The sequence below is a fragment of the Haloarcula rubripromontorii genome (assembly GCF_001280425.1).
Classification (GTDB): Archaea; Halobacteriota; Halobacteria; order Halobacteriales; family Haloarculaceae; genus Haloarcula; species Haloarcula rubripromontorii.
In genome coordinates, this window is the sequence record NZ_LIUF01000007.1 from 1 (window position 1) to 26,191 (window position 26,191).

30 protein-coding genes, 1 tRNA gene and 1 pseudogene are annotated in these 26,191 nt (G+C 61.4%); 16 read left to right on the forward strand and 16 right to left on the reverse strand.

Annotated features, from left to right (window positions below):
* Nucleotides 1-649 (forward strand): annotated as a pseudogene (locus tag AMS69_RS17305) (IS4-like element ISHma1 family transposase); the annotation flags it as partial.
* Here the strand turns inward: AMS69_RS17305 and AMS69_RS17310 are convergent.
* Nucleotides 646-2,100: a type I restriction-modification system subunit M gene (locus tag AMS69_RS17310; RefSeq protein ID WP_053969308.1), complete on the reverse strand. Its 1,455-nt coding sequence runs from the start codon at nucleotides 2,098-2,100 to the stop codon at nucleotides 646-648. The pseudogene AMS69_RS17305 and the gene AMS69_RS17310 overlap by 4 nt on opposite strands.
* A gap of 115 nt (nucleotides 2,101-2,215) precedes the next feature.
* Nucleotides 2,216-2,818, reverse strand: a complete 603-nt coding sequence (locus tag AMS69_RS17315) for a hypothetical protein (RefSeq protein ID WP_202904574.1) — start codon at nucleotides 2,816-2,818, stop codon at nucleotides 2,216-2,218.
* Between the two features lie 249 nt (nucleotides 2,819-3,067).
* On the opposite strand from AMS69_RS17315, the gene AMS69_RS20760 reads away from it, so the two are divergent.
* The 3 genes from AMS69_RS20760 to AMS69_RS20325 all read left to right on the forward strand — a co-directional run bounded on the left by AMS69_RS20760 (nucleotide 3,068) and on the right by AMS69_RS20325 (nucleotide 5,825).
* Complete coding sequence (locus AMS69_RS20760; protein WP_202904575.1) at nucleotides 3,068-3,211, forward strand: hypothetical protein; 144 nt, start codon at nucleotides 3,068-3,070, stop codon at nucleotides 3,209-3,211.
* 86 nt (nucleotides 3,212-3,297) lie between these two features.
* Nucleotides 3,298-4,977: a DNA primase family protein gene (locus AMS69_RS17320; protein WP_053969309.1), complete on the forward strand. Its 1,680-nt coding sequence runs from the start codon at nucleotides 3,298-3,300 to the stop codon at nucleotides 4,975-4,977.
* 665 nt (nucleotides 4,978-5,642) lie between these two features.
* Nucleotides 5,643-5,825 (forward strand): hypothetical protein, encoded by a 183-nt coding sequence (locus AMS69_RS20325; protein WP_155119987.1) that lies wholly within the window; start codon nucleotides 5,643-5,645, stop codon nucleotides 5,823-5,825.
* Nucleotides 5,826-6,047: 222 nt separating this feature from the next.
* Here the strand turns inward: AMS69_RS20325 and AMS69_RS20330 are convergent, their stop codons facing one another.
* Genes AMS69_RS20330 through AMS69_RS20335 form a run of 4 tightly spaced genes read right to left on the reverse strand, consistent with a single transcriptional unit; the run spans nucleotide 6,048 to nucleotide 7,038 of the window.
* Nucleotides 6,048-6,218, reverse strand: coding sequence for a hypothetical protein (locus AMS69_RS20330; RefSeq protein WP_155119988.1), 171 nt, complete (start codon nucleotides 6,216-6,218; stop codon nucleotides 6,048-6,050).
* A 56-nt stretch (nucleotides 6,219-6,274) separates the two neighbouring features.
* On the reverse strand, nucleotides 6,275-6,658 hold the full coding sequence (locus AMS69_RS17330) for a hypothetical protein (protein ID WP_053969311.1): 384 nt from the start codon (nucleotides 6,656-6,658) through the stop codon (nucleotides 6,275-6,277).
* Nucleotides 6,659-6,718: 60 nt separating this feature from the next.
* Complete coding sequence (locus tag AMS69_RS20765; RefSeq protein WP_202904576.1) at nucleotides 6,719-6,871, reverse strand: DUF7837 family putative zinc-binding protein; 153 nt, start codon at nucleotides 6,869-6,871, stop codon at nucleotides 6,719-6,721.
* 20 nt (nucleotides 6,872-6,891) lie between these two features.
* Nucleotides 6,892-7,038, reverse strand: coding sequence for a hypothetical protein (locus tag AMS69_RS20335; RefSeq protein WP_155119989.1), 147 nt, complete (start codon nucleotides 7,036-7,038; stop codon nucleotides 6,892-6,894).
* Between the two features lie 239 nt (nucleotides 7,039-7,277).
* Here AMS69_RS20335 and AMS69_RS17335 point away from each other — a divergent pair.
* The 4 genes from AMS69_RS17335 to AMS69_RS17360 all read left to right on the forward strand — a co-directional run bounded on the left by AMS69_RS17335 (nucleotide 7,278) and on the right by AMS69_RS17360 (nucleotide 10,070).
* Nucleotides 7,278-7,349, forward strand: a tRNA-Thr gene (locus AMS69_RS17335).
* Between the two features lie 356 nt (nucleotides 7,350-7,705).
* The gene (locus AMS69_RS17340) at nucleotides 7,706-7,984 is read left to right on the forward strand and encodes a ribbon-helix-helix domain-containing protein (protein ID WP_053969312.1); all 279 of its coding nucleotides are present in this window, start codon (nucleotides 7,706-7,708) and stop codon (nucleotides 7,982-7,984) included.
* Nucleotides 7,977-8,261: a type II toxin-antitoxin system RelE family toxin gene (locus AMS69_RS17345; RefSeq protein ID WP_053969313.1), complete on the forward strand. Its 285-nt coding sequence runs from the start codon at nucleotides 7,977-7,979 to the stop codon at nucleotides 8,259-8,261. Before AMS69_RS17340 ends, AMS69_RS17345 begins: the two co-directional genes overlap by 8 nt.
* Nucleotides 8,262-9,062: 801 nt before the next feature.
* The gene (locus AMS69_RS17360) at nucleotides 9,063-10,070 is read left to right on the forward strand and encodes a restriction endonuclease (protein WP_053969315.1); all 1,008 of its coding nucleotides are present in this window, start codon (nucleotides 9,063-9,065) and stop codon (nucleotides 10,068-10,070) included.
* A 32-nt stretch (nucleotides 10,071-10,102) separates the two neighbouring features.
* Here AMS69_RS17360 and AMS69_RS17365 read toward each other — a convergent pair whose 3' ends face one another.
* The 6 genes from AMS69_RS17365 to AMS69_RS17385 all read right to left on the reverse strand — a co-directional run bounded on the left by AMS69_RS17365 (nucleotide 10,103) and on the right by AMS69_RS17385 (nucleotide 14,336).
* Nucleotides 10,103-10,546 (reverse strand): acyl-CoA thioesterase, encoded by a 444-nt coding sequence (locus AMS69_RS17365; protein ID WP_053969316.1) that lies wholly within the window; start codon nucleotides 10,544-10,546, stop codon nucleotides 10,103-10,105.
* Between the two features lie 127 nt (nucleotides 10,547-10,673).
* Nucleotides 10,674-11,222: a KH domain-containing protein gene (locus AMS69_RS17370; protein WP_053969317.1), complete on the reverse strand. Its 549-nt coding sequence runs from the start codon at nucleotides 11,220-11,222 to the stop codon at nucleotides 10,674-10,676.
* Between the two features lie 67 nt (nucleotides 11,223-11,289).
* Nucleotides 11,290-12,225, reverse strand: a complete 936-nt coding sequence (gene rio1 / locus AMS69_RS17375) for a serine/threonine-protein kinase Rio1 (protein ID WP_053969318.1) — start codon at nucleotides 12,223-12,225, stop codon at nucleotides 11,290-11,292.
* A 41-nt stretch (nucleotides 12,226-12,266) separates the two neighbouring features.
* On the reverse strand, nucleotides 12,267-12,554 hold the full coding sequence (gene eif1A / locus AMS69_RS17380) for a translation initiation factor eIF-1A (protein ID WP_004516096.1): 288 nt from the start codon (nucleotides 12,552-12,554) through the stop codon (nucleotides 12,267-12,269).
* 137 nt (nucleotides 12,555-12,691) lie between these two features.
* Nucleotides 12,692-12,820, reverse strand: a complete 129-nt coding sequence (locus AMS69_RS21150; protein WP_274378017.1) for a hypothetical protein — start codon at nucleotides 12,818-12,820, stop codon at nucleotides 12,692-12,694.
* On the reverse strand, nucleotides 12,813-14,336 hold the full coding sequence (locus AMS69_RS17385; protein ID WP_053969319.1) for an aldehyde dehydrogenase family protein: 1,524 nt from the start codon (nucleotides 14,334-14,336) through the stop codon (nucleotides 12,813-12,815). Before AMS69_RS17385 ends, AMS69_RS21150 begins: the two co-directional genes overlap by 8 nt.
* A 190-nt stretch (nucleotides 14,337-14,526) precedes the next feature.
* On the opposite strand from AMS69_RS17385, the gene AMS69_RS17390 reads away from it, so the two are divergent.
* Nucleotides 14,527-15,243: a helix-turn-helix domain-containing protein gene (locus AMS69_RS17390; protein ID WP_053969320.1), complete on the forward strand. Its 717-nt coding sequence runs from the start codon at nucleotides 14,527-14,529 to the stop codon at nucleotides 15,241-15,243.
* A gap of 32 nt (nucleotides 15,244-15,275) precedes the next feature.
* On the opposite strand, the gene AMS69_RS17395 is transcribed toward AMS69_RS17390, so the two are convergent.
* Together AMS69_RS17395 and AMS69_RS17400 are read right to left on the reverse strand one after the other, a co-directional pair.
* Nucleotides 15,276-16,112, reverse strand: a complete 837-nt coding sequence (locus AMS69_RS17395; RefSeq protein WP_053969321.1) for a proline dehydrogenase family protein — start codon at nucleotides 16,110-16,112, stop codon at nucleotides 15,276-15,278.
* Nucleotides 16,113-16,183: 71 nt separating this feature from the next.
* The gene (locus tag AMS69_RS17400) at nucleotides 16,184-17,149 is read right to left on the reverse strand and encodes a proline racemase family protein (RefSeq protein ID WP_053969322.1); all 966 of its coding nucleotides are present in this window, start codon (nucleotides 17,147-17,149) and stop codon (nucleotides 16,184-16,186) included.
* A gap of 140 nt (nucleotides 17,150-17,289) precedes the next feature.
* On the opposite strand from AMS69_RS17400, the gene AMS69_RS17405 reads away from it, so the two are divergent.
* The 7 genes from AMS69_RS17405 to AMS69_RS17435 all read left to right on the forward strand — a co-directional run bounded on the left by AMS69_RS17405 (nucleotide 17,290) and on the right by AMS69_RS17435 (nucleotide 22,981).
* Nucleotides 17,290-18,591 (forward strand): ABC transporter substrate-binding protein, encoded by a 1,302-nt coding sequence (locus tag AMS69_RS17405; protein WP_053969323.1) that lies wholly within the window; start codon nucleotides 17,290-17,292, stop codon nucleotides 18,589-18,591.
* A 30-nt stretch (nucleotides 18,592-18,621) separates the two neighbouring features.
* The gene (locus AMS69_RS17410) at nucleotides 18,622-19,539 is read left to right on the forward strand and encodes a branched-chain amino acid ABC transporter permease (protein ID WP_053969324.1); all 918 of its coding nucleotides are present in this window, start codon (nucleotides 18,622-18,624) and stop codon (nucleotides 19,537-19,539) included.
* A complete protein-coding gene (locus AMS69_RS17415) occupies nucleotides 19,536-20,645 on the forward strand; it encodes a branched-chain amino acid ABC transporter permease (protein WP_053969325.1) in 1,110 nt (369 codons plus the stop codon). The genes AMS69_RS17410 and AMS69_RS17415 overlap by 4 nt, the downstream gene beginning before the upstream one ends.
* Nucleotides 20,638-21,450, forward strand: a complete 813-nt coding sequence (locus tag AMS69_RS17420; RefSeq protein WP_053969326.1) for an ABC transporter ATP-binding protein — start codon at nucleotides 20,638-20,640, stop codon at nucleotides 21,448-21,450. The genes AMS69_RS17415 and AMS69_RS17420 overlap by 8 nt, the downstream gene beginning before the upstream one ends.
* On the forward strand, nucleotides 21,447-22,169 hold the full coding sequence (locus AMS69_RS17425; RefSeq protein WP_053969327.1) for an ABC transporter ATP-binding protein: 723 nt from the start codon (nucleotides 21,447-21,449) through the stop codon (nucleotides 22,167-22,169). Before AMS69_RS17420 ends, AMS69_RS17425 begins: the two co-directional genes overlap by 4 nt.
* Before the next feature lie 117 nt (nucleotides 22,170-22,286).
* Entirely contained in the window at nucleotides 22,287-22,697 is a 411-nt protein-coding gene (locus AMS69_RS17430) for an SCP2 sterol-binding domain-containing protein (protein WP_053969328.1), read from the forward strand.
* A gap of 38 nt (nucleotides 22,698-22,735) precedes the next feature.
* Entirely contained in the window at nucleotides 22,736-22,981 is a 246-nt protein-coding gene (locus AMS69_RS17435; RefSeq protein ID WP_004590621.1) for a DUF7470 family protein, read from the forward strand.
* Nucleotides 22,982-22,992: 11 nt separating this feature from the next.
* On the opposite strand, the gene AMS69_RS17440 is transcribed toward AMS69_RS17435, so the two are convergent.
* Nucleotides 22,993-24,039: a sensor histidine kinase gene (locus AMS69_RS17440; RefSeq protein ID WP_053969329.1), complete on the reverse strand. Its 1,047-nt coding sequence runs from the start codon at nucleotides 24,037-24,039 to the stop codon at nucleotides 22,993-22,995.
* Between the two features lie 115 nt (nucleotides 24,040-24,154).
* Nucleotides 24,155-26,131 (reverse strand): DUF460 domain-containing protein, encoded by a 1,977-nt coding sequence (locus tag AMS69_RS17445; protein ID WP_053969330.1) that lies wholly within the window; start codon nucleotides 26,129-26,131, stop codon nucleotides 24,155-24,157.
* Between the last annotated feature and the right edge of the window lie 60 nt (nucleotides 26,132-26,191).

Consider the following 26,191-nt stretch of genomic DNA (forward strand, 5'->3'; position numbering starts at 1 on the left):
GGTGATAACGGCGGAATTACGGGAATGGCGCGGCCGCGCCATTCCCTTGGAGGGCAAACAGATCCACGATGTGGTCGATGATCTCTCGCGGAAGTACATCGACGTAGAGGTGGAAGCGGAGTTCAAGCGTGGCCAGTACGAGGGAACCCGGTCGCTGGACACGAAGCGATTTCGCGTCGTCGGCGTCCGCAACGAGGACGCCGACGACTACCACCTATACATCACGAATCTACCGAGAGAGGAGTTTCTCCCGGCGGATCTAGCGACGCTGTATCGGTGTCGATGGGAAGTAGAAACGTTGTTCCGTGAGTTGAAGACGCAGTACGAACTGGACGAATTCGACACGAACAACCCTGATGTCGTGAAGATTCTACTGTACGCAGCGTTGCTGTCACTGCTGGTGAGTCGTGAGTTGTTGGATCTGGTCACTGAGCAGGCCGACGATGAGATCGTGTTTCCGCCGGAACGCTGGGCGGCGACCTTCCGGTCGCACGCCCAGCTCATCCTTCACGAACTCGGTGAGTACCTCGGTTACTCGCCACCGCCGTTGTTGGAGCGGCTAATCGAAGATGCCCAGAAAATCCACCAACAACGACCGATCTTACAAGAGACGCTCGCTACCGCTACACAACCGAGGTGTGAGTCTTAGCTAAAGACGAATAACTCGCGTAGTTTGCCGAGTTCTTCCTGAACATCAATGTCCTCTTCCGGCTCGGTGGTATCGACGTACAGAGCGATGTTCAGGTTGTGGTCGTTCTCTCGAATTTCGTCCATTGACACCGTTCGGCTGACCCGTTCCTCGGTCGTCCAGTTGCGGAAATTCTCGACGATGTGGTCGAGGCCCTCGTCAGTCAGTTCGTTCTGGTTCGAGAGTTCGCGGTAGAAGGCTTCGTCGGCGGCGTGGATGAATTGTACCTCGTGCGCCCGTTCGTCTGCCTTGTCGGTGTTCAGGACGAGAATCGCGCTCGGAATCGAGTTGTTCTGAAAGAGGTTCTCGGGAAGCCCGACGATTGCTTCTACAAGGTCGTCTTCGAGCATTGGCTCACGGTATTTGCTCTCGTGCTTGCGGAACAGCACGCCGTGAGGAATGACGATAGCCGCCTTCCCGCCCGAGTCGTCTCCCCGGTCGGGGTCCTTCAGTTGCTCGGCCATGTGCATGATGAAACTGTAGTCGCCCCGGTCGGCGCGGGGGAGTTTCTCGGCCCAATGGAAGCGACCATACGGGTCGTCCTGAAGCCCGTCCTTGTCCCAATCAACGGAGAACGGGAAGTTAGCCAGCACTCGGTCGAAGCGCTTGAGTTCGTTGTCGTCCTCGTTGGTGAACGCCGGACTCGACAACGAGTCTTCGCGCTCGATGGTGCCATTGAGGCCGTGAATCGAGAGGTTCATCTTCGCAATCGCCGCTATGTCGGGATTGATTTCCTGCCCGGTGAAGGTCATCTTCGAGGGGTCGCCACCCTGTTCCTCGCGGTAGTACCGGGCGGCCTCAATGAGCATACCGCCCGAGCCGACCGTTGGGTCGTGGAAGGTGTGGCCGTCCTCGAACTCGTCCACGAGGCGAACGCAGAGATTCACGATATGAGGAGGTGTAAAAAACTGCCCGCCCGACTTCCCCTCTTCTTCTGCGAAGTGGCGTACAAGGTCCATGTACGCCTCTCCGAGCATGTCCGGCGGGATACTGTCACGGTCAAGGTCGTGCTTCGAGAGGTGTTCAACGAGTTTTCCGAGCCGGTCGTCGTCCAACGCGTCGGCGTCGATGTAATCAGCCCGGAAGAGGCCCTGAAGTTCGGGGTTCTCGTCGGTGAGCGCGTCGAAGGCCTCGTTCAGTTCCTTGTCCACGTTGTCCGAGACGGAACGAAGGTCGTCCCACAGGTAGCCCTCGGGAACGACCGGAATGTCGTATAGGTTCTCCCGGCGGGCGAAGTCCTCGCCGTACTCTTCGAGGTTCTGCTGATACTGTTTCTCGAACTCGTCGGAAATCGACTTGTAGTAGACGAGCGGCAGGATGTACTCCTTGTAGTCGGTCGGGTCTACGGCGTCACGAATAATGTCGGCGCATTTGAAAAGATGTGAGTCCAGTTCTTCCAACGAGAGGGTCATATGCCTCTCATTTCATGCGAGCGTGTTATTTGCTCCGGTGAAGTTCGTGGACGACGAGCGCGTGGTTGCCAGAATATGTCCGCTCTCGCTCTGACTCGACTTGTAGGGCGCTCTGTTATTTCTCGGAACCGACGGGGGTACGCACCCTCTTCTGTATCTGCCGGAGTTCCCGCTTCTGGTCGTACTCGAAATCCGGGTCGTTGGTCGAGTTGAACGGCACACCGTCGTTCCGGTAGGCGTCGGACGGAGGTTCTTCGAGCGCGAAGTCGCCGGATTCGACGGCTTCCACGAAGTCCCACGGGAAGTAGTGACACCACGGGCCTTCGTCTTCCAAGTCGCTTACGTCGGCGTCGTCAACGACGATGAACCGGAAGTCCTCGTCGGGGAACGTCTCTTGATACAGGTCTTGAATGAGCCGAAGACCGTCCCGACGGCGCGGCTTGTGGAAGTCCTTGAACTGCGAGTTCTCGTAGTTGTACTCGTCACCGTCGATGTACGATTCCCACAGGTGTTCACCCTCGCTGATACCGGGGATTTCGGCTTCCACCCGCAGATGTTGATTGCCGGAGGCCCACACAGGAATTTCGAGAACGTGCGCCCAATACTGAATCCATCCAATCGGCACCGCTCGCTTCTCGGGGTGGCCGTTGACCGATACAGTGTGGTCGCGGTCGAAGCACAGCACGACCCCATTCGTCGTATCTACAGCGTTGCTCACTGGCGGGCCACCTCTATGTCATATTATCGGTAAGAAGTATCAAAAGGGTTCGGACTGTCCCAACTACGCCGACGAGTGTGAGGGTATCGAAGCATATCCGAATGGATTCTGATGGGAACTGGTGGGTCGCTCTTGATACCCCTATCAGATTTGCTGAAGCGCTAATATCCCTATCAAGAGCGTTCCTGTGGCCGGTTTTGAGGATGAACCAGACTGGCCTTTATTAGTGTTCCCAACGATTGCTGTAGTATGGCAGAATCACAATATGCCAGTATTCCAGTTCGCCCTGAAACGCGCGACATGGTTCGCGCCCTGAAACGAGGGGGACAGGACTACGACTCGCTCATTCGACAGATGTGCGACCAGTACGACCCTGACGAGACTGCCCACTGAACGGTGGTTCTCGTGAGGACGAATAGGGCCGGAGAGTTCCCACACCTGACCGGCCCGACAGCCCCATTACACTACGAAAACCGACAATGACTGATACGAACCCGACCGACGTAACGTCTTCGGCGCAGAGTGTCTCTGCCGTTGAAGTAGCGCAGGCTATTGAAGCAGAACCCGACGAGTGGATTCGAGAGAACAACCAAGTGATTGCTACCAACCCGGTAGGGGACGCGACCGCAGAGGAAATTCGCCGGGCTTTCGAGAACGACAATTTCCCTGACGGTACGCCGCTTTCTAACGCTACAGGGCTGGTCAGCAACCAGACCGTGAAAGACGCGTTCAGTGACTACCTCGCAAATCCGAACGATTGGCAGGTACGCGACAGACAGAACATTGACCCTTGGGCCACCATCTATGGCGCTTATGCGGACCCCGATAGAAGCGCGAAAACGGCTCGACAGAAGGCCGTAGACCAACTCAAAGACGACCTTCACATCGAATCGCTCGAACGTGCTGGCGAGATGGTCCGCTACAACGACGAGACGGGAATCTACGAGGACGACGCCGAACGAATCGTGAGGGAACGATTGGAAGCGAAGTTACGTGAACACAACACACCGAGCGAGGCCAAGCACATCCTGCACAAACTCGACAGTCAGCCCTCGATAAAAGAAGACGAGTTCAGCCCTGAAGGCAAGGTCTGCGTAAGGAACGGCGTGTTGGACGTTTCCGACCCATCCAATCCCGAATTGGACCCCCATAGCCCCGAATACCGATTCCGTGAACGCCTCTCCGTCGAATATGACCCCGAGGCTGGCTGTCCACGATTCAGGCGGTTCATCTCTAACCGAGTGGCCGAGAGCGACGTGGACAAACTTCAGGAATTTGTCGGTTACACGGTGTTTCATCCGTGGGAAATGCCCTATCACAAGGCGCTGATGGTCGTCGGGCCGACCGCGACCGGGAAGAGTACCTTCCTCAATGTACTGACCGCGCTTCTCGGGCAAGAGAACGTGTCTCACCTCTCGATTCAGCAGTTAACGAACGACGAGTACGCCCTCGCTCAAGCACACGGAACCTTCGCTAACATCAGCAACGACTTGGACGCGAGCGTAGTCGAAAACGTTGGGCAGTTCAAGCATATCGCCGCTGGCGAACCGGTCGAAGCGAATCAGAAGTACAAGGAGTACCGTACCGTCCGAATGACGCAGAAACAGATTTACGCAACCAACCGAGTTCCCGAAGTTAAGCACGAAGACGACGCCTTCTATCGGCGGTGGCTTCACGTTCAATTCCCCGAGACGATTCCGCGTGACGAGCGAGAGGAAGGAATCGAGGACGAACTCAAAACCGAGTTGCCGGGAATCCTGAATTGGGCGCTCGAAGGTTTCGCTCGCCTCATGGAAAACGGGGGTTTCACTGACGAACTCGCGCTTGACGAAAAGCGGAACCTGTGGAAAGAGTACGGCAACTCAATCGACCGCTTCGTGGACGACCGCGCTGAATTGGTCCCGGACACTGAACTGCCGAAGGACAAAATCTACTCTGCCTACACGGCCTTCTGTGCCAAAACAGGACGACAAGCGAAGCCGAAAAATTCGTTCAGTGACTACCTGACGCGGGAATACAACGTAGAAACGGCCCGTCCGACGTTGGGTGGTGAGCGAGTACATTGCTTCCGGGGTCTAAACCTATCGGACGCCGACGAGGACGAAATTCCACAGCAGGACTCGGCGGACTGGCCTGACGAACTCACCACGTCTGAATAGGTGGCTTCGTCCGGGGTGTCCAAGGTGCTTCTCGAAAGTTAAGATAATGAGAGACAAAGAGACGGTATAGAAAGAGAAGTTTTGCCCTTGACCTTGGACAGCCCAGACGAGTCTGTACGTCGCTCCGTAGTTCATTTCGAGGGTTGGAATGACCTGAAGTCCGGACCCCTTCGGGGGGTTTGGCACTCTCTGCGGTTATTCCCCATTTCGGAATGACCTCCGAAACAGGAGAAAACTGGCTCTAAAGCCGTCTAAAGGCGTTTTAGGTAGGGGGAGATAGTCGTAGCGCCCCTCTACGGGCCACAGCCCCCGTCTCTGGTTGGGCCAGCCTCGACCCGTAGCCCAACCTGTGCCTACACCCTCGCAACACTGGCGCAGGTACCCTGCGAGCGCTCTACAGGGACAGGGGCCAGTGGGTACCCTCTGACAGATGGGGTGGGCTGGTAGGGGTGCAAGAGGCCGGGGACTGCCCCCCGGTGGGGGACGGGGGGTCACCGGTCGGGCCGGGACAGTCGGGTGTAGGGACGGGGGCTGTGAGAGCGATGGTGAAAATTCTGAACGGTGGCGCTCTCTGATTGAGAGTCCGTTTCAGCGGTGGTCGAACCGACCGATTTTCATGAGAGCGTGAAGGCTATTAGCGGTTCGTACAGGTTCCGTAGCCGGTCGTGACGGTCGCCTTCGACTGCGTGGCCCACTCGTCGGCGTCGGGCTTCGAGGACGAGAGCGGTGGACTGCGAGCCGGGAACAGGCCGGTGGCGGTGGTCGAAGACGGCGTTCGTAGCGGGGTCGTCGGGTATCGGCTCTTTAGTAGTATTTCAGGGTATCATGCAACAGTCCACATACCCTGATTCTGATTCCGCTGAATGGTCCTCACTCTTGACGCTGAACGAGAGCAAGGTGAATAAGTAAGCCGAGGATTCCAAGGAAGCCCAACGCGACACCTCGGAGTTTCGAGTTCGCCAAGCCTCGTTTCTCCGAATCCGAGTAGACGTAGTACCCAACGGTCGGCCAAAACACGAGAAGATACAGGCCAACACGAACCAGCAGGCCGTTGTATGCGGTTAAGAGGGTCATTGCGCGCTTCTCGAATTATTGATTACCTGTGGGACGACGACGCCGACGAGAATCACGACTGCGATATTCACCCACGTCGGAAGGTTCGTGAAGGTGGCACTGGCGTAGAGAAGGACGATAGCCAACAGCCCGAAGGCGACAATGACCTGATTCTCGCGGGAAACCATAGTCGGAACGTGAGCGGGAAGTGGAATAATACTCCGGGTCGTCGTGGGTTCCCAAGTTATGCTGTCGGCACGGGCGACTCACTGCCGAGTTCGTCCAAACGACCGTAGGTGATTTCGTCGGCGTTCTCGTCGGTCAGCCCGTACTCCGCGAGATACTTCCGGACGGTCGTCGGGCTACAGTCGAATCCATCACGGGCCGCTATCTCGTCCGCTGAAAGGCCCTGTTCGACGTACAGGCGGCGCAGTGTCGGTTCGTGTCGCCACGGGCGAAGGACGCCGAGGCGTTCCATGTGGACGGTCACGCGGCTCACTTCGGTACCCAACTCGTAGGCAATAGTTCGAGGCGACAGGCCCCGCTCGTGATAGGCCCACCGAAGGAAGTCGCGGTCGCGCCACGGCTGGTCTTCTGGCACGCGCTCGGGTGGAAGGCGGAAGGTCATGGCTGGTAGTTGTGGTTCGGGTCAGTAACCTGTTCGGTGGCGTACCTCATGGACAGGTCGTCACTCCGGCGCTACAACGTCCTCACACGCCGGACATTCGGCCCACTCGCCCTCGGTGCCATCGGCCCGTTCGTACTCGACAAGGAGCCACGCAGAGGGAATAGGCTCGCCGCAGTCCGGACAGCGACCGAGAGACGATTCGTCAGTGTTCATGGGCCGGTGGGCGTCGTGGGTTACTCGTCAGGTAGGTCGCCAATCAGACGAGCCTGCGCGACCGCCAGCGCCTTCTCTTCGTCCGTCTCCGCGCCTGCGATTTCGTGAACGTCCTCTTCGTCGTCAGGTATGCGTATCTTGGGGTTCTCGTTCTTTTCGTCGCTCATACCCATACTATCAGCCCCAATCGGTGTATCAGTTTCCCCGACTGGCCGGTGCCGTAGGCTACCGGGCAAACGAACATCGGCCCATGTTCAATGCAATTCAACCCCGAAAATTAGCGAAACGGATTGGTCTTGATTCGGCATACACCGCTCCCACCCCACGTTTTATAAAAGTGCAATGGTTATAATATGATAAGAGGGGCCGAATTGGACGGCCTACCGGCAACCCTTGCCGAGAACGCGCCTGGGTAGCTTAGCGGTAAAGCGCGTCCTTGGTAAGGACGAGACCCCGGATTCAAATTCCGGCCTAGGCTCTTTCCTCCGTACACTCCTTGTACGCACACTTTTCTGACTACATTCGTCTGAACGAAACCCGTTCAAGATTCGCTTCTCTCGCTAAACAGGGCATCCCTCGCCGTAATGCGATTCGGAGAGGTGTCAGGACACACAAATTAAATCACAGACAGCGGCGGGATAGACCCGAAATCGACCGGGGGCGCGTCGCTTCAGGGACACACAGGATTTCGCTAATCAACGCTCACAGAGGGAGGGTTGAACCTTGGTCAAGAATGTGATAGAACTGCCTCTCGATGCGGCCATCCACGTCGGTTACGCGGCGAGTGAGGCCCCGCCGAAACGCCTATTGGTAAGACCAGCGTATTACGTCTATATGTCTGAAGCGGCCACAAACGACGACGGAGGGGACGACATCGCCACGGTGAATTTCAAACTCACCGAGTCGTTCCTCGAACAGATAGACGATACGTGGCAGGGACGCGGGTTCAACAGTCGGAGCGAGTTCATCCGGTACACGCTTCGAGACGCCGTCGAGTTCCCGACGTTCGACCGCGACGAACTCGTCGCCCTGCTCGAAGCTGAGGAGGACATCCGCGAGGGACGAACGACGAGCGCCGAGGAGGCCCGCGAGCGGTTCGGTACGGATGAGTGATGAGGAGTGGACGTGGGAACTCTCCTCGACCGCCGAGAATGACCTCGATGGACTCTCCCCCGCCGACCAAGACAGGATACTCGACAAACTCGATGAGATAGTCTCCTCGCCGTGGCGCGACCCGCCGGACTACGGGGAACCGCTCCAGAACAGCCCGTACAAGAAGATACGCGTCGGGGAGTTTCGGCTCTCCGTGAGCTTTCGTCGGAACAATGAGCGTCTGGTCGTCGCGCGTATCAAGCGTCGGGGTGGTGCATACACCGCTGACGACGACTAAATAGTCGAAAAATACGCCGATAGACATTTCTCAATGCCTAACTGATATTCCTGATATGGTTCCCCGCGTCGATGAGGTAAGAGCGAGGTGAGCCTTCTAACCGCTTACAACGGCGTGTTGATTCGAGTCGGGCTGTATCTACTCGTATTTTGGCCAACTGTCGGCTACTACGTGTATTCCGATTCGGAGAAGCGGGAGTTCTCCAATCCGCAACTCCGAGGTGTCATCTTGGGATTCTTGGGTATCCTCGGATTGCTCATTCATTTGTCCCTCGTCCAACGGCAGGACTGAGTTCTTTCATCGTGTTTCGCCCGACTCGATGAAGGGAGCCATTCAGTTGAACCACGCATATCCCAAAATTCTGATGTGACAGAGAGGGCATCACTCACTCGAACACGTTTGTCGATTTCTTGCGTCCACAGACGGCATACGGGTCCGAATATCCAATTCTTTTATAAGTAGATTGCTAACAGAGAGGTGAGAAGCGCGCAAAGTGGAAATTTTCGGCAAAGGTCGCCGCTTTCAGGGCCGAAGGCCTCCTCGGTAAAGCAAGTCCTTGGTAAGGACGAGACCTCGGATTCAAATTCCGGCCGAGGCTTTTCCGAGTACACTTCTGTGAGGCCTCCGTCGCCGAGTGACTACTGTGGTCGGAGAGTCAGAACCGGGATCTGACGCGCTGGACGGCGAGCGACGCGATTCTGCCGCCAGTTCAACTCCCGGCCGGCTCGATTCCGAAGCGCATTGTCGCGGCCGCTGAAACCATGCCCGGCGCTTATGTGAACGTGGCCGCTGGTGAGAGATATGCAAGCCGCGGCTATGCAAGACCATCTCCGAGACAGGCTGTACGAGGTGTCGCCGGAGCAGTTCGAGATCCTGTGCAAGATGGTCCTCAGCCGCCGCCTCGAGACGGAGTCGGTGCAGGTGACGGCGTTCCGGCAGGACGACGGCATCGACGTCGAGGGCGTCATCGAGGAGGATGTCGTCCGGGTGTTGTTCGGTGCGCAGGTCAAGCGATACCACGAGGGCAACACGGTTAGCAGCGGGCACGTACAACGCTTCAGCGGGGCACTGACTCAAGGGAACTACCAGACGGGAACCTTTCTCACCTCCAGTTCGTTCACGGGGCCGGCGAGACGAGCGGCCGAGAACCTTCAGATACACCTCGTCGACGGGGAGCAACTTGCGGCAACGATGGTCAGCAACAGCATCGGTGTTGCCGAGAGGGTCAGTGGCTACGAGCTACAGCCGGAGTTTTGGGACGCACTGACCGAACCGGAGCGGACCGATACGATTCCCTCTAAGGAGGTCCCGCTTGCCAACAGTTTCGAGTCGCTTCGAGAGTTCTTGGCGGCCATCGACGAGACGGACGGCACTAGAGCGGAAATCAACAACGCGGTCTCGGAGTTTGACTCGCGGCACGCTGACCTCTACGGCACTGCTGGCTGGCTGTTGGGCTTCGTACACGAGGACACGCCGACAGAGGTCGACGGTCGCGAGGTCCGTCGCTGGGGGTTGACCAAGAACGGCCTCGAGTACCGCCGCCTGCACGAGTCTGGCGACACTGAAGCGGCCCGTAAGCGCCTCATTGCTGGCCTTCGACAGGTCGAGGTTGTCGACCGCCTTGCGACAGTGATAGCGGAGCGCGGGTCCCTCTCGTACGATGAGCTGAAGGCGGTGCTGGCTGCCGAGACGGACCTGTCCGAGTCGAGCGTGGCTCGCCGAGCGAGTACGCTCGGTCAGTGGCTCACCGTACTCCCGGAGATAGCCGAGCGACCCGAAGGCCGTAGCAAGAAGTTCGTCAGCGTCTAATTGTTGACCGCCTCCTAGCCGACTGACTCGGCTCAGTCTCGCTCGGGTTCCTCAGCCAGCGCTCTGTCCCGCAGTTCACGGCACTCCTCGCTTTCGGCGGTCAGTTCGGGGACCGGCGTCGGTGTCCCGTCGTCGACGGCGACGAAAGTGGCGTACGCGCTGGTCGTCTCTTCCGTTTCGCCCGTGTGTGGCTCCTCGCGGGCGACCTCGATGCGGACCCGGACGCTAGTTCGGCCGGTAGCGTAGGCGTAGGAGTCAACGAGTGCGGTGTCGCCGATGGGAATCGGTCGTTCGAAGTCGACACGAGACATCTGTGCGGTCACGCAGGTCTCCCTGGCGGCCCGCATGGCAGACATCGCGCCGATTTCGTCCATCCACTTCATGACGATGCCGCCGTGGGCGCTCTGGTAGTTGTTCGCGTGAGTCGGCTGGACGCGCTCGCGGTTGACGATGTGCGTCTCGGCGATGGTCGGCATACCTCCTCGTAGCGCCTGTTCCGACAAAACGGTGTGGTGCGCCCCTGATAATGCCTGACTGCGACCGTCCGCACCGATACTGTCGCCGTGGTTCGCAGTCAACAGCTACGCAGCCGAACCGCCGGCGTTACCCGGTGAACTGGTGGTATTCGAGGCCCTTGTGCTTCATCTCGTTGTGTTTGCGTTCGAGGAACGCGTAGACGGAGCCGTGGGGCGCGCCGTCGAGAATCATCTCGGCGGCTTCTCGCACGGCGTCGACCTGTTCGGGGCCGCCGATGATGCCCAGCGTCGAGCCGTAGATGACCACAGCCGCGCCGGAGAGTTCTTGCATGAGTTCCCGCGTCCGGCCGCCCTCGCCGATGAGACGACCTTTCTGGCGGCGGAAGTCGTTCTTGTTGCGGGAGGCAGCCTCGATGTCGATGAGTTCGAACATCATCATGTCGTCGTCGAGCAGCGCCAGCGCGTCGTCGGGTGCGAACCCGCGGCCGATGGCCTTCACGATGTCGGGGCCTTTCAGCGCCGTCACGGGGTCACCGACGGACTCGACTTTCACCGTGCCGTCCTCGGAATCGATATCCAGTCGGACCTCTGCGCGCTCCTCTATCTCGCGCATAGTCTCACCGCCCTCGCCGATCAACACACCGATACGGTCCTGCGGAATCTTCACGTGTTGCATAAGTATACCTCTGTGTAGGAGGGTCTGCCTGTTTAAAACTTCGGCGTCGGTCACGCCACCGCGCCGCCTACTCCTCGTCGCGTCGCTCTGCCGGTGTTCCCTGTGGGACAGCGTCGTCGTCGCTGCCCGGCGCGGTGTCGTCCTTGTCCTTCGGGGTCGCGTACTCTCGGACGTACGCGAGCAGCTCCTCGGGCGTGGCGTCGACGCCCTGTCTGGCGAAGAAGTTCGCGACGTTACGGCAGTCCCGTTCCAGAAAGTCGTCGGCGTTGGGGTGGTGGATCGTCACCGCCTGCCCGAGGTCGATGATGTACAGCTGGCCCTCGTGAAAGACGATGTTGTACTCCGAAAGGTCCCCGTGGACGAGGCCGGCGTCGTACAGCCGGCGGGTGTACTCCTTGACGACTTCGTAGGCGGTTTCGGGATTCTCGATGTGGACCTCGCTGAGGCGCTTGCTGCGGCCCTCTTCGGTCCCGAGATACTCCATGACGAGGACGTTCCGCTCGACGGCGATGGGTTCCGGCGTCCGGACCCCGGCCCGCCGGGCGCGTTTGAGGTTCGACGATTCCTTGCGAACCCACGCGGTGACGACCTTCTTTTTGTCCGAACCGATACCCTCGAAGCGGGGGTCGCCGTCGAGATAGCTCCGCATATCCTTGAAATCGGAGGCGTTGATGCGGTACACCTTGACGGCGACCTCCGTGTCGCCCGACAGGGCGGTGTAGACGTTGGCTTCTTTCCCAGTCGAGATCGGCCCGCCGAAGGCGTCGATATGGCCGTCCTGGACGAGCTTGTACAGTGCCCCGTAGGTCGCGTCGTCGAAGACGCTGGCCTCGACTTTGAACTGGTCGGCGTCCTTGATTCGCTTTCGAAACTCGCTAAACTCGCGGTCCCGCTTGCGGGCGATACGGTCGGCTTCCGTGTCGGAGACGTCGACCTCTTCCCACTCATCACCCGGTGAGTCGACATCGTCCGTATCGAGCAGGCCGAACTGCCCCTCGGTCACGCTTGCGCCTCCGTCTCCACCGCGGCCAGATACATGTCAGGCTACTCCTGGATGTGTCCCTCCTCGCGTAGTTGGTCTGCGTCCTGTTTCTCGTAGCGCCACGTGATATCGGCTTTCTCGTCTTGCCAGTCCCATGGTTCGACGAGGACCACGTCGTCCTCGCGTATCCAGATGCGCTTTTGCATCTTGCCCGGAATCCGGGCTGTGCGCTCGACGCCGTCCATACAGCGTACCTTGACGCGGTTCGCGCCAAGCATGTCCATGACGACGGCGAACACCTCGTCTTCTTCCGGCATCCGCAGGTTCTTTCTGCTGTCGTTGTCGCTCATAGACGGTACTTCGACGGGGAGAGGTTTAAGGTTTGGAAAAATCGGACCGCGAACGGGGGTCCGGGCCGCCGGCGGTGTGTGGGACAGACGCGTGCCGGGGCCGTACGGAAAAGCGGGCGTCGAAGCGTCGGTCGCCTTCAGTCAGCGCCGAGACAACCGACCCACGAGCAGTCGGTGCAGGTCTCGATGCCTTTCGCCGTCGTCGTCTCGCCGCGGCAGCGCGGACAGACGGAGCCGATCTCCGGCGACTGCACGGACTTACTCATCGGTGATGATATCGGCTGACAGGCCCTGAGCCATCTCGATATCCTTGGAGTTGTTCAGTGTCCAGGCGGTGCGTTCGGTGACAGCCTCGATGACCTCGCGGCCACTCGGGAGACCGTTGCCGGACTTCTTGACGCCGCCGAAGGGCAGGTGGACCTCCGCACCGATACACGGGAGGTTGCCGTAGGCGAGGCCGATTTCTGCCTCGTCGCGGAACTGGTTGATCTGGCGGTAGTCCTCGGAAATGATTGCGCCGGCGAGACCGTAGTCGACGCTGTTGTGCATCTCCAGCGCCTCATCGAAGTCGCCCGAGTACTCGAGCAGCGCGACGTGGGGGCCGAACACTTCCTCGTTGATACAGCGTAGGTCCTCGTCGTAGTCAATCTCGTAGACGAACGGGCCAACCCAGTGGCCGTCCTCGTGGCCGTCGGGGATCTCCTCGGAACCGAGGTCAGCGCGGTCGACGAGTACGTTCGCGCCCTCCTCGCGGGCGAGGTCGTTGTACTTCTTGAACTTCTCGACCTGGTCCGCCTCGATGAGCGGCCCCATGAAGGTGTCTTCCTCCAGCGGGTCGCCGACGGCGATGTCCGATGCGATGTCGACGAACCGCTCCTTGAACTCGTCGTAGAGATCCTCGTGGACAATGAGACGCTCCGAGGAGACACAGCGCTGACCGGTCGTCTTGAAGCTTGACATCACGGCCGAGTGAACGGCGATGTCGAGGTCCGCTTCCTCTGTGATGACGACGGCGTTCTTCCCGCCCATCTCGCAGGCTGCGATCTTGCCGGGCTCGCCGCCGACCTTCGAGGCTATCTTGTGGCCGACCTCGGCGCTGCCGGTAAACAGGACGGTCTCGACGCGGTCGTCCTCGACGATTGCGTTGCCGGCGTCGCCGTAGCCCTGTACGAGGTTGAACACGCCGTCCGGGATACCCGAGTCCTCGAACATTTCGGCGATGATGTGGGCACACCACGGCGTCTGCTCGGCGGGCTTCCAGACGACGGTGTTGCCCTCGACCAGCGTGACGGCGAGGTGCCAGAACGGGATGGCGACCGGGAAGTTCCACGGGGTGATACAGCCGACGACGCCCTTCGGTTTGCGGCGCATGTAGGCGTCCTTGCTGGCGATTTCGGAGGGGACCACGTCGCCGTGGGGATGGCGGGCGTTACCGGCGGCCCACTCGACCATGTGCCAGGACTCGGTGACATCGGCCAGCCCTTCGCTGATCTCCTTGCCACACTCCATGGTGACGATTTCGCCGAGTTCCTCGTGGCGGTCACGCAGCTCGTGGTAGATATCCCAGAGGTATTCCGCGCGGTCGATGTGCGAGAGCGAGCGCCACTCGTCGTAGGCGTCCTCGGCCGCCGCGAGTGCGCGGTCGACGTCGGCCTCGGTCCCACGGTGGAACGACGCGAGTTCCTCCCCGTTCGCGGGGTTTACGCTGGAGAACGTTTCGTCGCCGGTGCCTGTCGTCCATTCACCGTCGATGTAGTGTCGTCGTGAGTCGTCTGTACTCATGGTTGGTACTGTATGCGTCCCCCACCAATATGTTCCACCGTCCATGGTCAGGGGGGACCGCTGTAGCCTGACGTATCCCCGACAAATGGGCATTATCTACCATGGTCGGTGTTCCCCTTATCAACCGCACCTTTATTTGCGTCCATATCGTGACTACCTTTAGCACCCCTTCATACGGAGGGCGCACAGTATGAGTGAAGCACAAGCAGAACACGGGGGACTCCAGCTTACCCTGAGCATCTGGCATCCTGACTGCTGGACGCTCGAAGTGACCGACAAGACGGCGGCTGGCTTGCTGGCTCACGGCGTGTACAACACACAGAACGGTAGCGTAAAGGGCCTGTTCACGGCGTACGCTGACAGTATTAGTGAGGTCGAGGACCTCATCGACGCGACTCGTGACTCGTCGCTGACCGACTCTGTGCTGGAGCTGCGCGAGCGCCACGGGGCGACTGGCACCGGCTCGTCGCCGGGAAACACGACCAGAGAGCTGTTCGTCGAGTACAATCCGGACAACACCATCAGCGACAGCCTGCTCTCGCGCGGGTTCATTCACAACGACCCGGTCCGGGTCCGGCACGGTCGCGAACATTGGCCGGTGTTTTTCCCGGATTCACGCGACGAAGCTGAGTCACTCCTCGACGAGATCCGCGAGGAGCAGTCGGCCGATATCGAAGTCACGCGAATCACGTCCGCCGGCGGCGGCAATCCGCAGCAACTCCGGCGGATGGACCGCCTCTCAGACAGCCAGCGCGAGGCGTTCGAACTCGCTCGACAGGAGGATTACTACGCGTGGCCGCGGGGTATCTCGACGCGCGAACTCGCCTCGAAGCTCGGCGTCTCGAAGACGACGCTGTTAGAACACCTTCGGAAGGCAGAAGCGAAACTGCTCGACCCGGACACCTAGCTCAGGACTGCACGGACGGCAAACAGCGACACCTAGCTCAGAACGGCCCGGACAGCAAACAGCGCGTTCTCCTTGCGCTCGCGGACGCGCCGGTAGAAGTAGGAGAACCACTTGTCGCCGTAGGGGATGTACTGCCACATCGGGACGCCCTCGGCGGCGAGGTCGCGCTGGGCGTCATCGCGGACGCCCATCAGCATCTGGACTTCGTAGTCAGTGCCGTACTCGTCGTGGAGGTCCTTCGCGTAGTCTATCATCGCCGGATCGTGGCTGCCGACGCCGATGCCGCCCTCGAATTCCTCGAACATCAGTTCGAGACAGTCCCGATAGGCTTCGTTGACACGCTCTTTCTTTTTGTAGGAGACCGTTTTCGGCTCGGAGTAGGCCCCCTTGACAAGCCGGACTTTCCCGGGAAGGGGCGCGAGCCGTTCGAGGTCCTCGGGCGTTCGCTTGAGGTTGGCCTGTGTGCAGACGCCAACGCCGCCCTCGTGTTCCGTGACGAGTCGCTCGTACGCGTCGAGGGTCACATCTGTCGTGGTGTAGTCCTCCATATCGACCCAGACAAAGACGCCGCGGTCATCGCCGGCCGCGACGATGCGTTCGAGGTTTTCGACGAACACCTCGTCGCCAACGTCGAGGCCGATCTGTGAGGGCTTGACTGAGATACAGCAGTCGAGGCCGCTCCTGTCGATTTCCTTGACCAACTCGATGTACTGGTCTGCGTCCTCGTCGGCCGGCTGGCGCTCGTCGTAGTGTTCGCCTAACAGATTCAGGATGCCCTTGACGTCGTCGTCGTTGAGCGAAGCGACGTGGTCGAGCGCCCCCGGCGCTGTCTCCCCGGCGACGAAGTTGTTCGCTATCGGCGGAATCATTATCGAAACTACGCCACTATATCAGCCTAAACGCACCCCCTACCAAAAAAATCAGCAGTTAGGTCATGAAATCAAGCGAGCGTAAAACTGCCGAGCGTATCGTCGTCGGTCCGATAAAACGTGTGTTCGCCCGTGATATGTGCTGTGCCAGAAACGACCGGGCTGGTCACGGTGACGCCGTTGGCGACGCGGGTGTCGCTGATGTACCCCTCGAATGTTGATCCGACTGGGCCGGTCACTTCGACACGCTCGCCGATAGCGAGACCGCCGTCGGCGTGGTGAAGGGTCAATCGCGCACACGTGCCTGTTCCACAGGGAGAGCGGTCGACAGAGCCGTCGGCGAACACGACACAGCTCCGGTCGCCGCTGGCGGTGAGTTCGACTGCCGAGACGGCCACCCGCGCTCCGGTGACTGGATCCTCCGGTGTGGCGTCGTTGACTGCCCGACGGAGTTCCAGTGCGGGTTCGATACACTGCGTGGCATACTCGCCGTCAAGCGTGACACCGAGGCTGTCAGCGTCGACGACGGCGAAGTAGTTCCCGGAGTAGACGATACGAGCCTCGACTGGGTTGCCGTCCTGTTCGACGGGAACCGTCTCACAGACGTAACTGTCGACGTTTTCGAACGCAACGCGGCGGACAACGCCATCCGCTATTTCGACCGTCACGTCGACCAGTCCGGCGGGGGTTTCGACGGTCAGTTCTGGTGTCTCGGGGAGTTCGCCCTGTTCGATGAGTGCGGTCACGACCCCGATGAGGCCGTGGCCACACATATCCAGATAGCCGTCAGTATCCATGAAGAAAACCCCGAGGTCGGCCCGGTCTGTTGGCACCGGGACCGCTCCGAACATATCTGCGTGCCCACGGGGCTCCTGCATGAGGAGTTTCCGGATATTGTCAGCCGTGGCTGCAAACCGGTCGCGCTTCTCCCGGACGGTCTCTCCGCTGAGCGTGTCGGCCTCGACCCCATCGAGTACGATGCGCGTCGGCTCCCCGCCCGTGTGTGTGTCTACTGTAATAAACTCCGTTCGTTCCATAGCCGTAGCGATACTCTATACGGCAAACGCGTTCCAGAAGTATTAATTCACGGCTTCTCGTATGCCGTGGAGAACATGGTGCCTACCATGGACGGGGACACGGTTATACAGGGAGTTACGAAAAAGAATATCAGTATACCATGAACGACCATGACAAGCGCTCGATTGACAGGCGAACCGTAATCAAAGCCGCTGCCAGTGCTGGACTCGTCGGCCTCGCCGGCTGTTCCGGTGGTGCTCCCGAAGACGGTGGTGGCGACGGCGGCGATGGTGGTGGCGGCGACGGCGAATCAACGGATTCCGCGACGGACTCCGGGTCCGAAACCTACACTATCGGGATGGTTGACAGCCTCTCCGGGTCACTGTCGGCGTTCGGGCAGCGGAACCAGCGCGGCAAGGAGATCGCGCTTGATGATGTTAACGCCGTCGGCGTCGGTGGCGGCACACTGGAGATCTCACAGCAGGACGACCAGAGTACGAGTCAGGGTGGCGTCAGCGCGGCACAGACGCTGGTCAATCAGGAGGGTGTCCCGTTGCTCATCGGTACCGTCGGGAGCGGTGTCAGCACGGCTATCCACGAAAGCGTCGTCCAGAACACTGACGTTGTCCAGATCAGCCAGAACAGCACCAGCCCAAACCTGACGAACTTCCCAGACCTGCTTCGGATGCCGCCGGCAGGCAAGGCCCAGGCGGAGGCAATTTCGTCGCTCCTCAGCGAGGACGGCAACGAGTCCGCCGCCCTGGCCTGGATTAACAACGATTACGGCCAGTCCGTGGGCGAGGCATTTATCGAGGCCTACGACGGAGAAATCGTCTACAACGAACCCCACGACCAGGGCCAGTCCTCCTACAGCAGCACCATCTCCTCGATGTCCGACACCGACGCTGACGCGTGGGTGTTCATCACCTACCAGCCGGAGTTCGCGACAATGTCTCAGGAAGCGTTCGACCTGGGCGTCACCGATCAGGCCGCCTGGTACGGCGGTGACAGTGTCAAGGGTCCGAAAGTCCTCGAATCAGCTCCTGAGGGGAGCCTCGACGGAATGAAAGCCGTGGTTCCGAGCGTCCCACAGGACGCCGAGAACTACCAGGCGTTCGTCTCGGAATTCGAGGAGCGTTTCGGCGAGGAACCCACGTCGTGGTCGGCGTACGCGTACGACGCGGTGATTGTCAGCGCACTCGCTATCGAAGCCGCAGACGAGTTCACGGGTTCAGCACTCATGGAGGTCGTCCGGGACGTGACCCGTCCCGAGGGCGAGGAAGCGACCACGTACGAGGAGGCACACGAAATTCTGGCCAACGGTGGCTCGCCGTCTGACGTGGACTACACCGGCGTGAGCGGCCCCATCGACCTCGACGAGAACGGCGACCCGGTCGGGTTGCTACAGGTGTTCGAGGTCGTTGACCACGCGTACGAATCCGCCGGCTTCATCGAGGGCTAAGGCGGCCACGACTCTTTCCCATTTTCACCAATGGCGCAGATATTACAATACCTGGCAAACGGGCTCGTTTTCAGTAGTATCATCATCCTCGGGAGTATCGGGCTCTCGCTGGTCTACAGCATCGCCGATTTCGCGAACTTCGCACACGGCGATACGATGACTCTGGGCGCGTACGGGGCGTTCGTCGCCTTCGGCGTGTTCGGTGGTCTCGGCGGCACCGTTCTTGGCCTCCCAATCGGCTTCTTCCTGGCCCTTGCAGTCGGGATGGCGCTTGCTGCCGTTGTCGCCGTCCTCACCCACGTTCTCGTGTACAAGCCCCTCGATACGGACTCGATCGGGTTGCTTATCACGAGCATCGGCGTGGCGTTCGTCTACCGCGCGGTGCTACAGGGGACGTTCGGGACGGACTTTCTACAGTATGACATCCGCCGTAGCGGACCGATTCCGCTGCTGCTTGACACACTCGATGTCGCCGTGACGCAGCGAGACGTGGCGATCATCGTCAGCGCGGCGGTGCTCGTCGTCGGCCTGCACCTCCTGCTCCAGCGGACAACGCTTGGCCGGAAGATGCGCGCGACGGCTGACAACCCCGACCTCGCACGCGTGAGCGGTATCCGAACTGACCGCGTCATTCTCGTCATGTGGGTCGTCGGCAGCGCCTTGGCCGCCGCCGGCGGCGTCTTCCTCGCACTGTACAGCCAGCTCGACCCGCGTATCGGCTTCAATATCCTGCTGGTCGTGTTCGCCGCGGTCATCCTCGGTGGTATCGGCTCGGTGTACGGCGCGATGCTCGGTGGCCTTCTCATCGGGATGCTCCACGAACTGACGCCGCTGCTTAGCGATGTCGGTCTTCCCATCAGCAACGCCTACGCGCCGGCTGTCGCGTTCGTCATCATGGTCGCGGTCCTGCTTGTCAGGCCTCGCGGCATCGCGGGTGATATGACATGAGCACGCTCGATGTCGGTGCCTACTCGGCCCGCGAGAAGGGCGTCGTGGGACTGCTCGGCGCGCTCGGCGCATTCTTGCTCCTGGCGGTTGTCACCGGCTTCCTCGCCCCGGCATACCTGCTGTATCTCGTTGGGCTGTCGGCGATGTACATGCTCCTCTCGATGGGGCTGAACGTCCAGTGGGGGTACGGCGGCATGATCAACTTCAGCGTCGCGGCGTTCTTCGGCCTCGGCGCGTACGGGACCGCATTGCTGACGGCGTCCGGGTCGCCAATCTCCGGCGGCGTCAGCCCAGTTATCGCGCTGTTTGGCGGTCTCGGACTCGCCGCAGTGCTCGCGGTCATCATCGGGTATCCGACGCTGAAGCTCCGCGACGACTACCTCGCAATCGCGTCGCTGGGCCTTGCAGAGGTCGTCCGAATCTTCATCCTCAACGAGTCCCAGTGGACGGCGGGCAGCGCCGGCCTGACCGGCATCCCGCTGTTCTTCTCCGACTGGCCGATCCTCGGCGACCTGACCTACCCGTACGTCTTCTACGTGGGCGGGGCTCCGCTGTTTTACACGACCCAGTCGGTTGTCACCAGCCTGCTGAACGTCGTCCTCGTCACGGTCATCGTCGCGGCGGTCTACCTGTTCCTCCGCCGCATCCACCGGTCGCCGTGGGGCCGCGTCCTGCGGACAATCCGGACCGACGAGGACCTCGCGGAGACGCTGGGCAAGAACACGTTCGCGTTCAAGATGCAGGCCTTTGTCATCGGGAGCCTCATCATGGCGCTCGCCGGCGTGTTCTACTCCCACCTCGTGCTGTTTGTCAGCCCGCAGGACCTCCAGCCCATCACGACGTTCTACGTCTGGGTCGCCGTCATCCTCGGCGGCACCGGCAGCGACCGCGGCGCGATGCTGGGCGGGTTCACCATCGTCGCCATCCAGCAGGGGACGCGGTTCATGACCGACACGGGCGCGCTGCCCATCGGCGCGGCACCGCTCCGACTCATGCTGGTCGGGTTGCTTATCATCTTCATCGTCAGACTCCGCCCGGAGGGGATTCTCCCGCCGGAGCGCGAACTTATCTGGCCCGACTCGCTGGGCGGTGGTCGCGATGAGTGAGCAGTCGCTCGTCTCCGACGGACCAATTCTCGGAAAGGACGACCCGGTGCTCCGGGCCGAAGGACTGGAGAAACGCTTCGGCGGCCTCGTGGCGACTGACGACGCGTCCATCGAGGTCGAACGCGGCACGATTACGGGCCTCATCGGTCCCAACGGGGCCGGCAAATCGACGCTGTTCAATCTCGTCTCGGGCTTCTACGAACCCGATGCGGGCTCCGTCTCGGTCAACGGCGTCGACGTAACCGGCCGGAAGCCACACGAAATCGCCGATCAGGGAATGATTCGGACGTTCCAGACGCCGCGCAAACCGGAGGGGATGACCGTTCGGGAGGCGCTGCTGGTGGGCCCACACGACCAGACCGGGGAATCGATTATCCCGCTGTTCACCTCGCCAAGCACCGTCGAACAGGAGGAACGACGCTCGCTCGAACAGGCCCAGCAGATGCTCGAACGGTTCGAAATCGGCGACCTGGCGACTCAGCCCGCAACGGACCTCTCGGGTGGGCAGATGAAACTGGTCGAACTGGCCCGCGGGATGATGGCCGAACCCGACCTGTTGCTGCTCGATGAGCCGGTCGCCGGCGTCAATCCCGTGCTGGCCGACAAACTGGCTGGGTTCATCGAGGAACTTAACGAGGAAGGCATCACCTTCCTCATCATCGAACACGACATGAACTTCATCATGCGGCTTGCTGACCCGATTATCGTCCTCAATCAGGGGAGTGTCCTCGTGGAAGGGCCGCCCGAGGCGGTCCGGAGCGACGAGCGCGTCATCGACGCCTATCTGGGAGGGCCGTCGGAATGACTGGCCCTATCCTCACCGTCGATGGCGTCGACAGCGGCTACGGCGAGGTGCAGGTGCTCGACGACCTCTCGCTGACGCTTGGTGAGGGGGAAATCGCCTGCCTCGTCGGCCCGAACGGGGCCGGCAAGTCCACCGTCCTCAAGACGGTGTTCGGCATGCTGACGCCGTGGACCGGTTCCGTCCGTCTGGGCGACCGCGAGATCGGCGGGATGGCCCCCGAAGACATCGTCCGCATCGGTGTCGGCTACGTCCCACAGACGGAGAACGTGTTCGGCTCGCTGACCATCGACGAGAACCTCCGGATGGGTGGGGTCGCCCGTGACGGCGGCCTCGACGAGGTCGTGACCGAACTGTACGACCGGTTCCCTATCCTCGACGACAAGCGCGACGCGAACGCAAAGACGCTCTCGGGCGGCCAGCGGCAGGTGCTGGCCTTCGCCCGTGCGCTTGTGATGGAACCTGACGTGTTGCTCATCGATGAGCCAAGTGCCGGGCTGGCACCGAACACCGCAAAAGAGGTGTTCGACGACGTGGAGACGGTCAACGAACTCGGCACGTCGATTCTCATGGTCGAGCAGAACGCCCGCGAGGGACTGGGCATCTCAGACCGCGGGTTCGTCCTCGACCAGGGGACGGTCAAGTTCGAGGGCGAGGCCGACTCGCTGCTCGATGACCCCGAGGTGTCACGGCTGTATCTCGGCGGCGAATCCCGTCGCTGACCGCTCTTTTCGCTGTTTTCGTCACGCTCGCCGCGGAGCCACAGCAACGACTCCCCGGGTGTTACACTCGGACAGACAAGGCAACACAGAAAAGCCCCCCTTGCATACCGCCTGCCAATGACTGTGACGCTGCCGACTGAAGCCGATGACTGGGCTGCTGCGTGGCGCGACCGGATCAACGAGCGGGCCGCGTTCGCTGACAGCGCTGACGGCTTCACCGCCGCGTTCTGCTTCGAAATCCGCGCCGACGACGCTTACTCCGGCGAACCGATACAGTTCTCCGTCGTCATCGAGGACGGCGTCTGCACCGCCGCCGGGACGGCCGCGGACCCCGAGTACGACTTCGCGTTCCGTGGCCCCTACAGCCAGTGGGTCACAATGTTGCAGGGCGACCTCGACATCTCCGCCGCCGCGATGGACGGGACCTTTGCTGTCGAGGGCGACACGATGCGGCTGCTTCGCCGGCAGGACACAATCGCCGAGATGGTCGCGGCGGCACAGAACGTCGACACCGAGTTCGAGTACTGACCGACGGGCTTTTGTCCGCCCGCTTGGCCTACACGGGTATGCTCGACAAACTCGGTGCGGTTGGTATCGGCGGCATCGTCGTGTTGCTCGCCGGCATCGGTCTGGTCGCGTGGAAGGCACCTATCGTCGCCGTCGGTATCGCTCTGGTCGTCGGCGGCCTCGGGCTGGTCGTCTACGGACTCGTCACGAGCCTGCTCGGCGCGTTCGGCCTCGGTGGCGGCATGGGCGGTATGGGTGGCGGCGGCATGGGCGGTGGCGGTATGGGCGGCGACGGCATGCCCTGAGGCGGGGACGACTAACAGGCGGTGTCTGCATCGATATCGAACTCGAACCGTGCACCGCCGTGTTCTGCTGCTGTGGCACGCACCGTCCAGCCGTGGGCTTCGGCGATTGTCCTGACGATGTAGAGGCCGAAACCGGTCCCGTCAGCCGCCTGTGACGCGCCCGGTTCAAACACCCACTCCCGGTCGTCCGGGTCGATTCCCCGACCGTCATCCTCGACAGCGAAGCCGTCGGCCGTTGGGACGAGACGAACTGTGATGTCGGTAGTGCCAGCCTCGCGGTCCTCGCCAGATGCGCGCTCGCCGCGTTCAGGGCCGTGTGTGACGGCGTTGACGAAGATATTCTCGAACAGTCGGAGCAGCCGCTTCGGGTCAGCCTCGACCAGTATCGGCGGCGGCGGTTCCAGCACTGCACTGCCGGTTTCGACGTGGTTCCACGCCGTCGTCGCCACGTCGGCGATATTGACCGCCTGCTCCTCGGTTGCCAGCGCACCCTCTCTGGTCGCCGTCCGCATATCGTCGATAATCGCTTCTAACCGTTCCAACCCGTCTCTGGCGGCGTCGATGCGCTCGGGCGACAGCTCCTTGGCGGCGAGTTCGAGGTGGCCGCTGGTGACGGCAAGCGGCGTCCGGAGGTCGTGTGCCAGCAGATCAGCGAACTCCGTGAGCCGCTCGTTCTGTCGCTGAAGGTGCCACTCCCGTTCGCGCCGGTCCGTGATGTCACGTCCGACACCGCTGAACCCCTGCACTGTGCCGTCGTCCCCTGTAAGAAGCCGGCCGCTGAGCTCGAATGTCACTACACCTTCTGTCGTCTCTGCCCGCGCTTCGACGCTCGTCTGACCTGATTCAAACACTTCATCGATGGCTGCTTCAACGGCTGCCCGGTCGTCCGCGACGAAGAACTCGGTCGGCGCTGTGCCTGACAGTTCGCTATCCGTCAGGTCGAACAGTTCGTTCAGCCGAGCGTTCCAGTACGCAAGTTTGCCGTCTGCGTCGTAGACGTAGAAGACGTCGTCGAGCGTCTCGACTGCGGCCGCCAGAACACGACACTGGTCTTCCATGCGAGACAAACGCACCCGAAGCACATAACTACTCAGTACAGATTTACACTATCGGAGCAGTGCCACCCGGTAGCGGAGTCGGCCCGTTACTGCCCGCCGGGTCCCAGCACAACGGTTAGTTCTCGCTCGTCGGCCGGTCGGCCCGGTGTTCGCTGATTATCTGGTCGACCATCTCCGCGTTCTGTTCCTTTCGGCGGTCGGCGGCGCGTTCCTCCCAGTCTTCGATTGCCGCCTCAATCTCGCTTTCGCGGGCGACGGCCAGTTCGTCTACTTCCTGCACGGTGACCATCTCCGCCGGCGCGACGGGAATCTCGTTGTCGAACAGCACCTGATCGGCGATGTCAGAGAGGTTCCCGTTCCGGAGCACGATTTTCGGGTCGATATCTGCCAGTTGCTGGGCCGTCGACCGGCCCGCGCCCGAGGCATCCCGAAACATGACGATGTCATCCTCAACGAGGCCAAAGCGCTCGTCGGCGTCAGCGATGGCGTCCTTGGTGAACTGCTCGACCACCTTGACCGGGGTCAGTCCTTCCTGCTTCTCCGACACGTCGGCGAAGTTCGAGTGGTCGAGCTTCCACAGCGCCTTCAGTCGGTCGAGCTTGTCGGCCAGCGTCTCCCGCTTTTCCTGTTCCTCCTCGACTTTCCGTTCGAGGGCTTCGTTGCGCCGCTGGAGCCGCGTCACCTCGCGGTCCTTCCTGACTTCCCGCCGGCCCTCGCTGCGGGCTTTCTCCAGCTGTTTGTCCTTCTCCGAGAGCTGGTCGTCCTTGCGCTGGATGGTCTCTTTGAGGTCGTCGACGTGTGACTCAAGGCGCTCGATGCGGGCGTTCAGCCGCTTGATCTCCTTTTCGTCGTCGGTGAGTTCCCGCGGTTCGTGCGCCGTGGCCTCCTCGTCGTCGCCGTCGTCGTCTTCGAGATCGCGCAGCACCGTCTCGACGCTCTCCTCGCCGGCGACGACGCGGTCGATGACCGGCCCCACGTCGTGCTGTGGCGGCACCTTGCCGGCGACGCGCTCGAACTGGTCGGCGTGGTGGTCGAAGGCATAGAGCGCGGCGGCCATCGCGTCCCGCTCGTGGTCGTTGTCGTAGGCCTCCTCGCGGGTCCGGTGTTTCTTCTCGTCGACCGGGAGGTCGGTGTCGGGTTCCCAGCCGGCGGCGCTGAACGAGCGCCGGAGCTTCTCGACGGTCTCGGGCATCGGCGTCACGTCGGCGGCGACGACGACCGGCCGGCCGCGCTCGATTATCCACTCCGTCGTCGCGGCGGTGTCGTCGGTCCGCGAGGAGTACACGTCCAGCACAGTGCCGTCGAGGGAGACGATGGCAACGGCCGTCGTCGTCCCGGGGTCGACGCCGACGATGACGTGGTCGCGGCGCTTCGCCAGGGGTTTGAACTCGATGCCGTCGCGCCGCTGGCGCTCGATTTCGACCCGGGTGTCGCCCGACCGCGCTCTCGACACGGGGATGTCCTGCGGTCGCGCCGACACCCGGAACACGGCGTTGGAGAAGCCGCCGTACTTCTCGGTCACGTCCCGCTCGTACTCCAGTCCGGCGGCGTCGAGTTCGGACTCGATTTCCCGGGCGCGCTTCTTGACCGCCCCGTGGATGCGCCGGGTGTAGCGGTCCTCGGACCAGCCGCCCTTGCCCGTCGAGCGGCCCCGCGAGACCTTCACCTCGGTCGTGTCGGTGAAGGCGGACACCTCCTGGCCGACGTTGGCGGCGGCCAGTCGGGCGGCGGCCTCGGCCTCCTCCATCGGGTCCTTGCCGTAGGGGACGCCGTGGCGTTTGGCGACCCGCGAGAGCGGTTCCGGCCGCTCGTCGCCTGTCACCTGCACCAGTTTCGTCTCGTCGGGGAGCGAGCCCAGAACGTGAATCAGGGCGTCCTTGTCCTCGGCGAGTTCGTACATGTTGTCCGTCGCGACGATGGCCGGCTCCTCGCTCTCGATACGCCGGCGGAGCTTCCGCCGCGAGACCACGTCTCGCTCGACTGATTCCCCGTCGAAGACCACCAGTGCGTACGACGGCGCGTCGCCGCGCACGTCGCCGCTCTGGATGTCGACACCGAAGACGACCGCGTCGAGCGCTGCCGTGCGGTTCACGGGCCATGGTAGGCGACGGTCGATTATAAATCCGTTCCGGGCTAGCAAGATGGGAGTGGT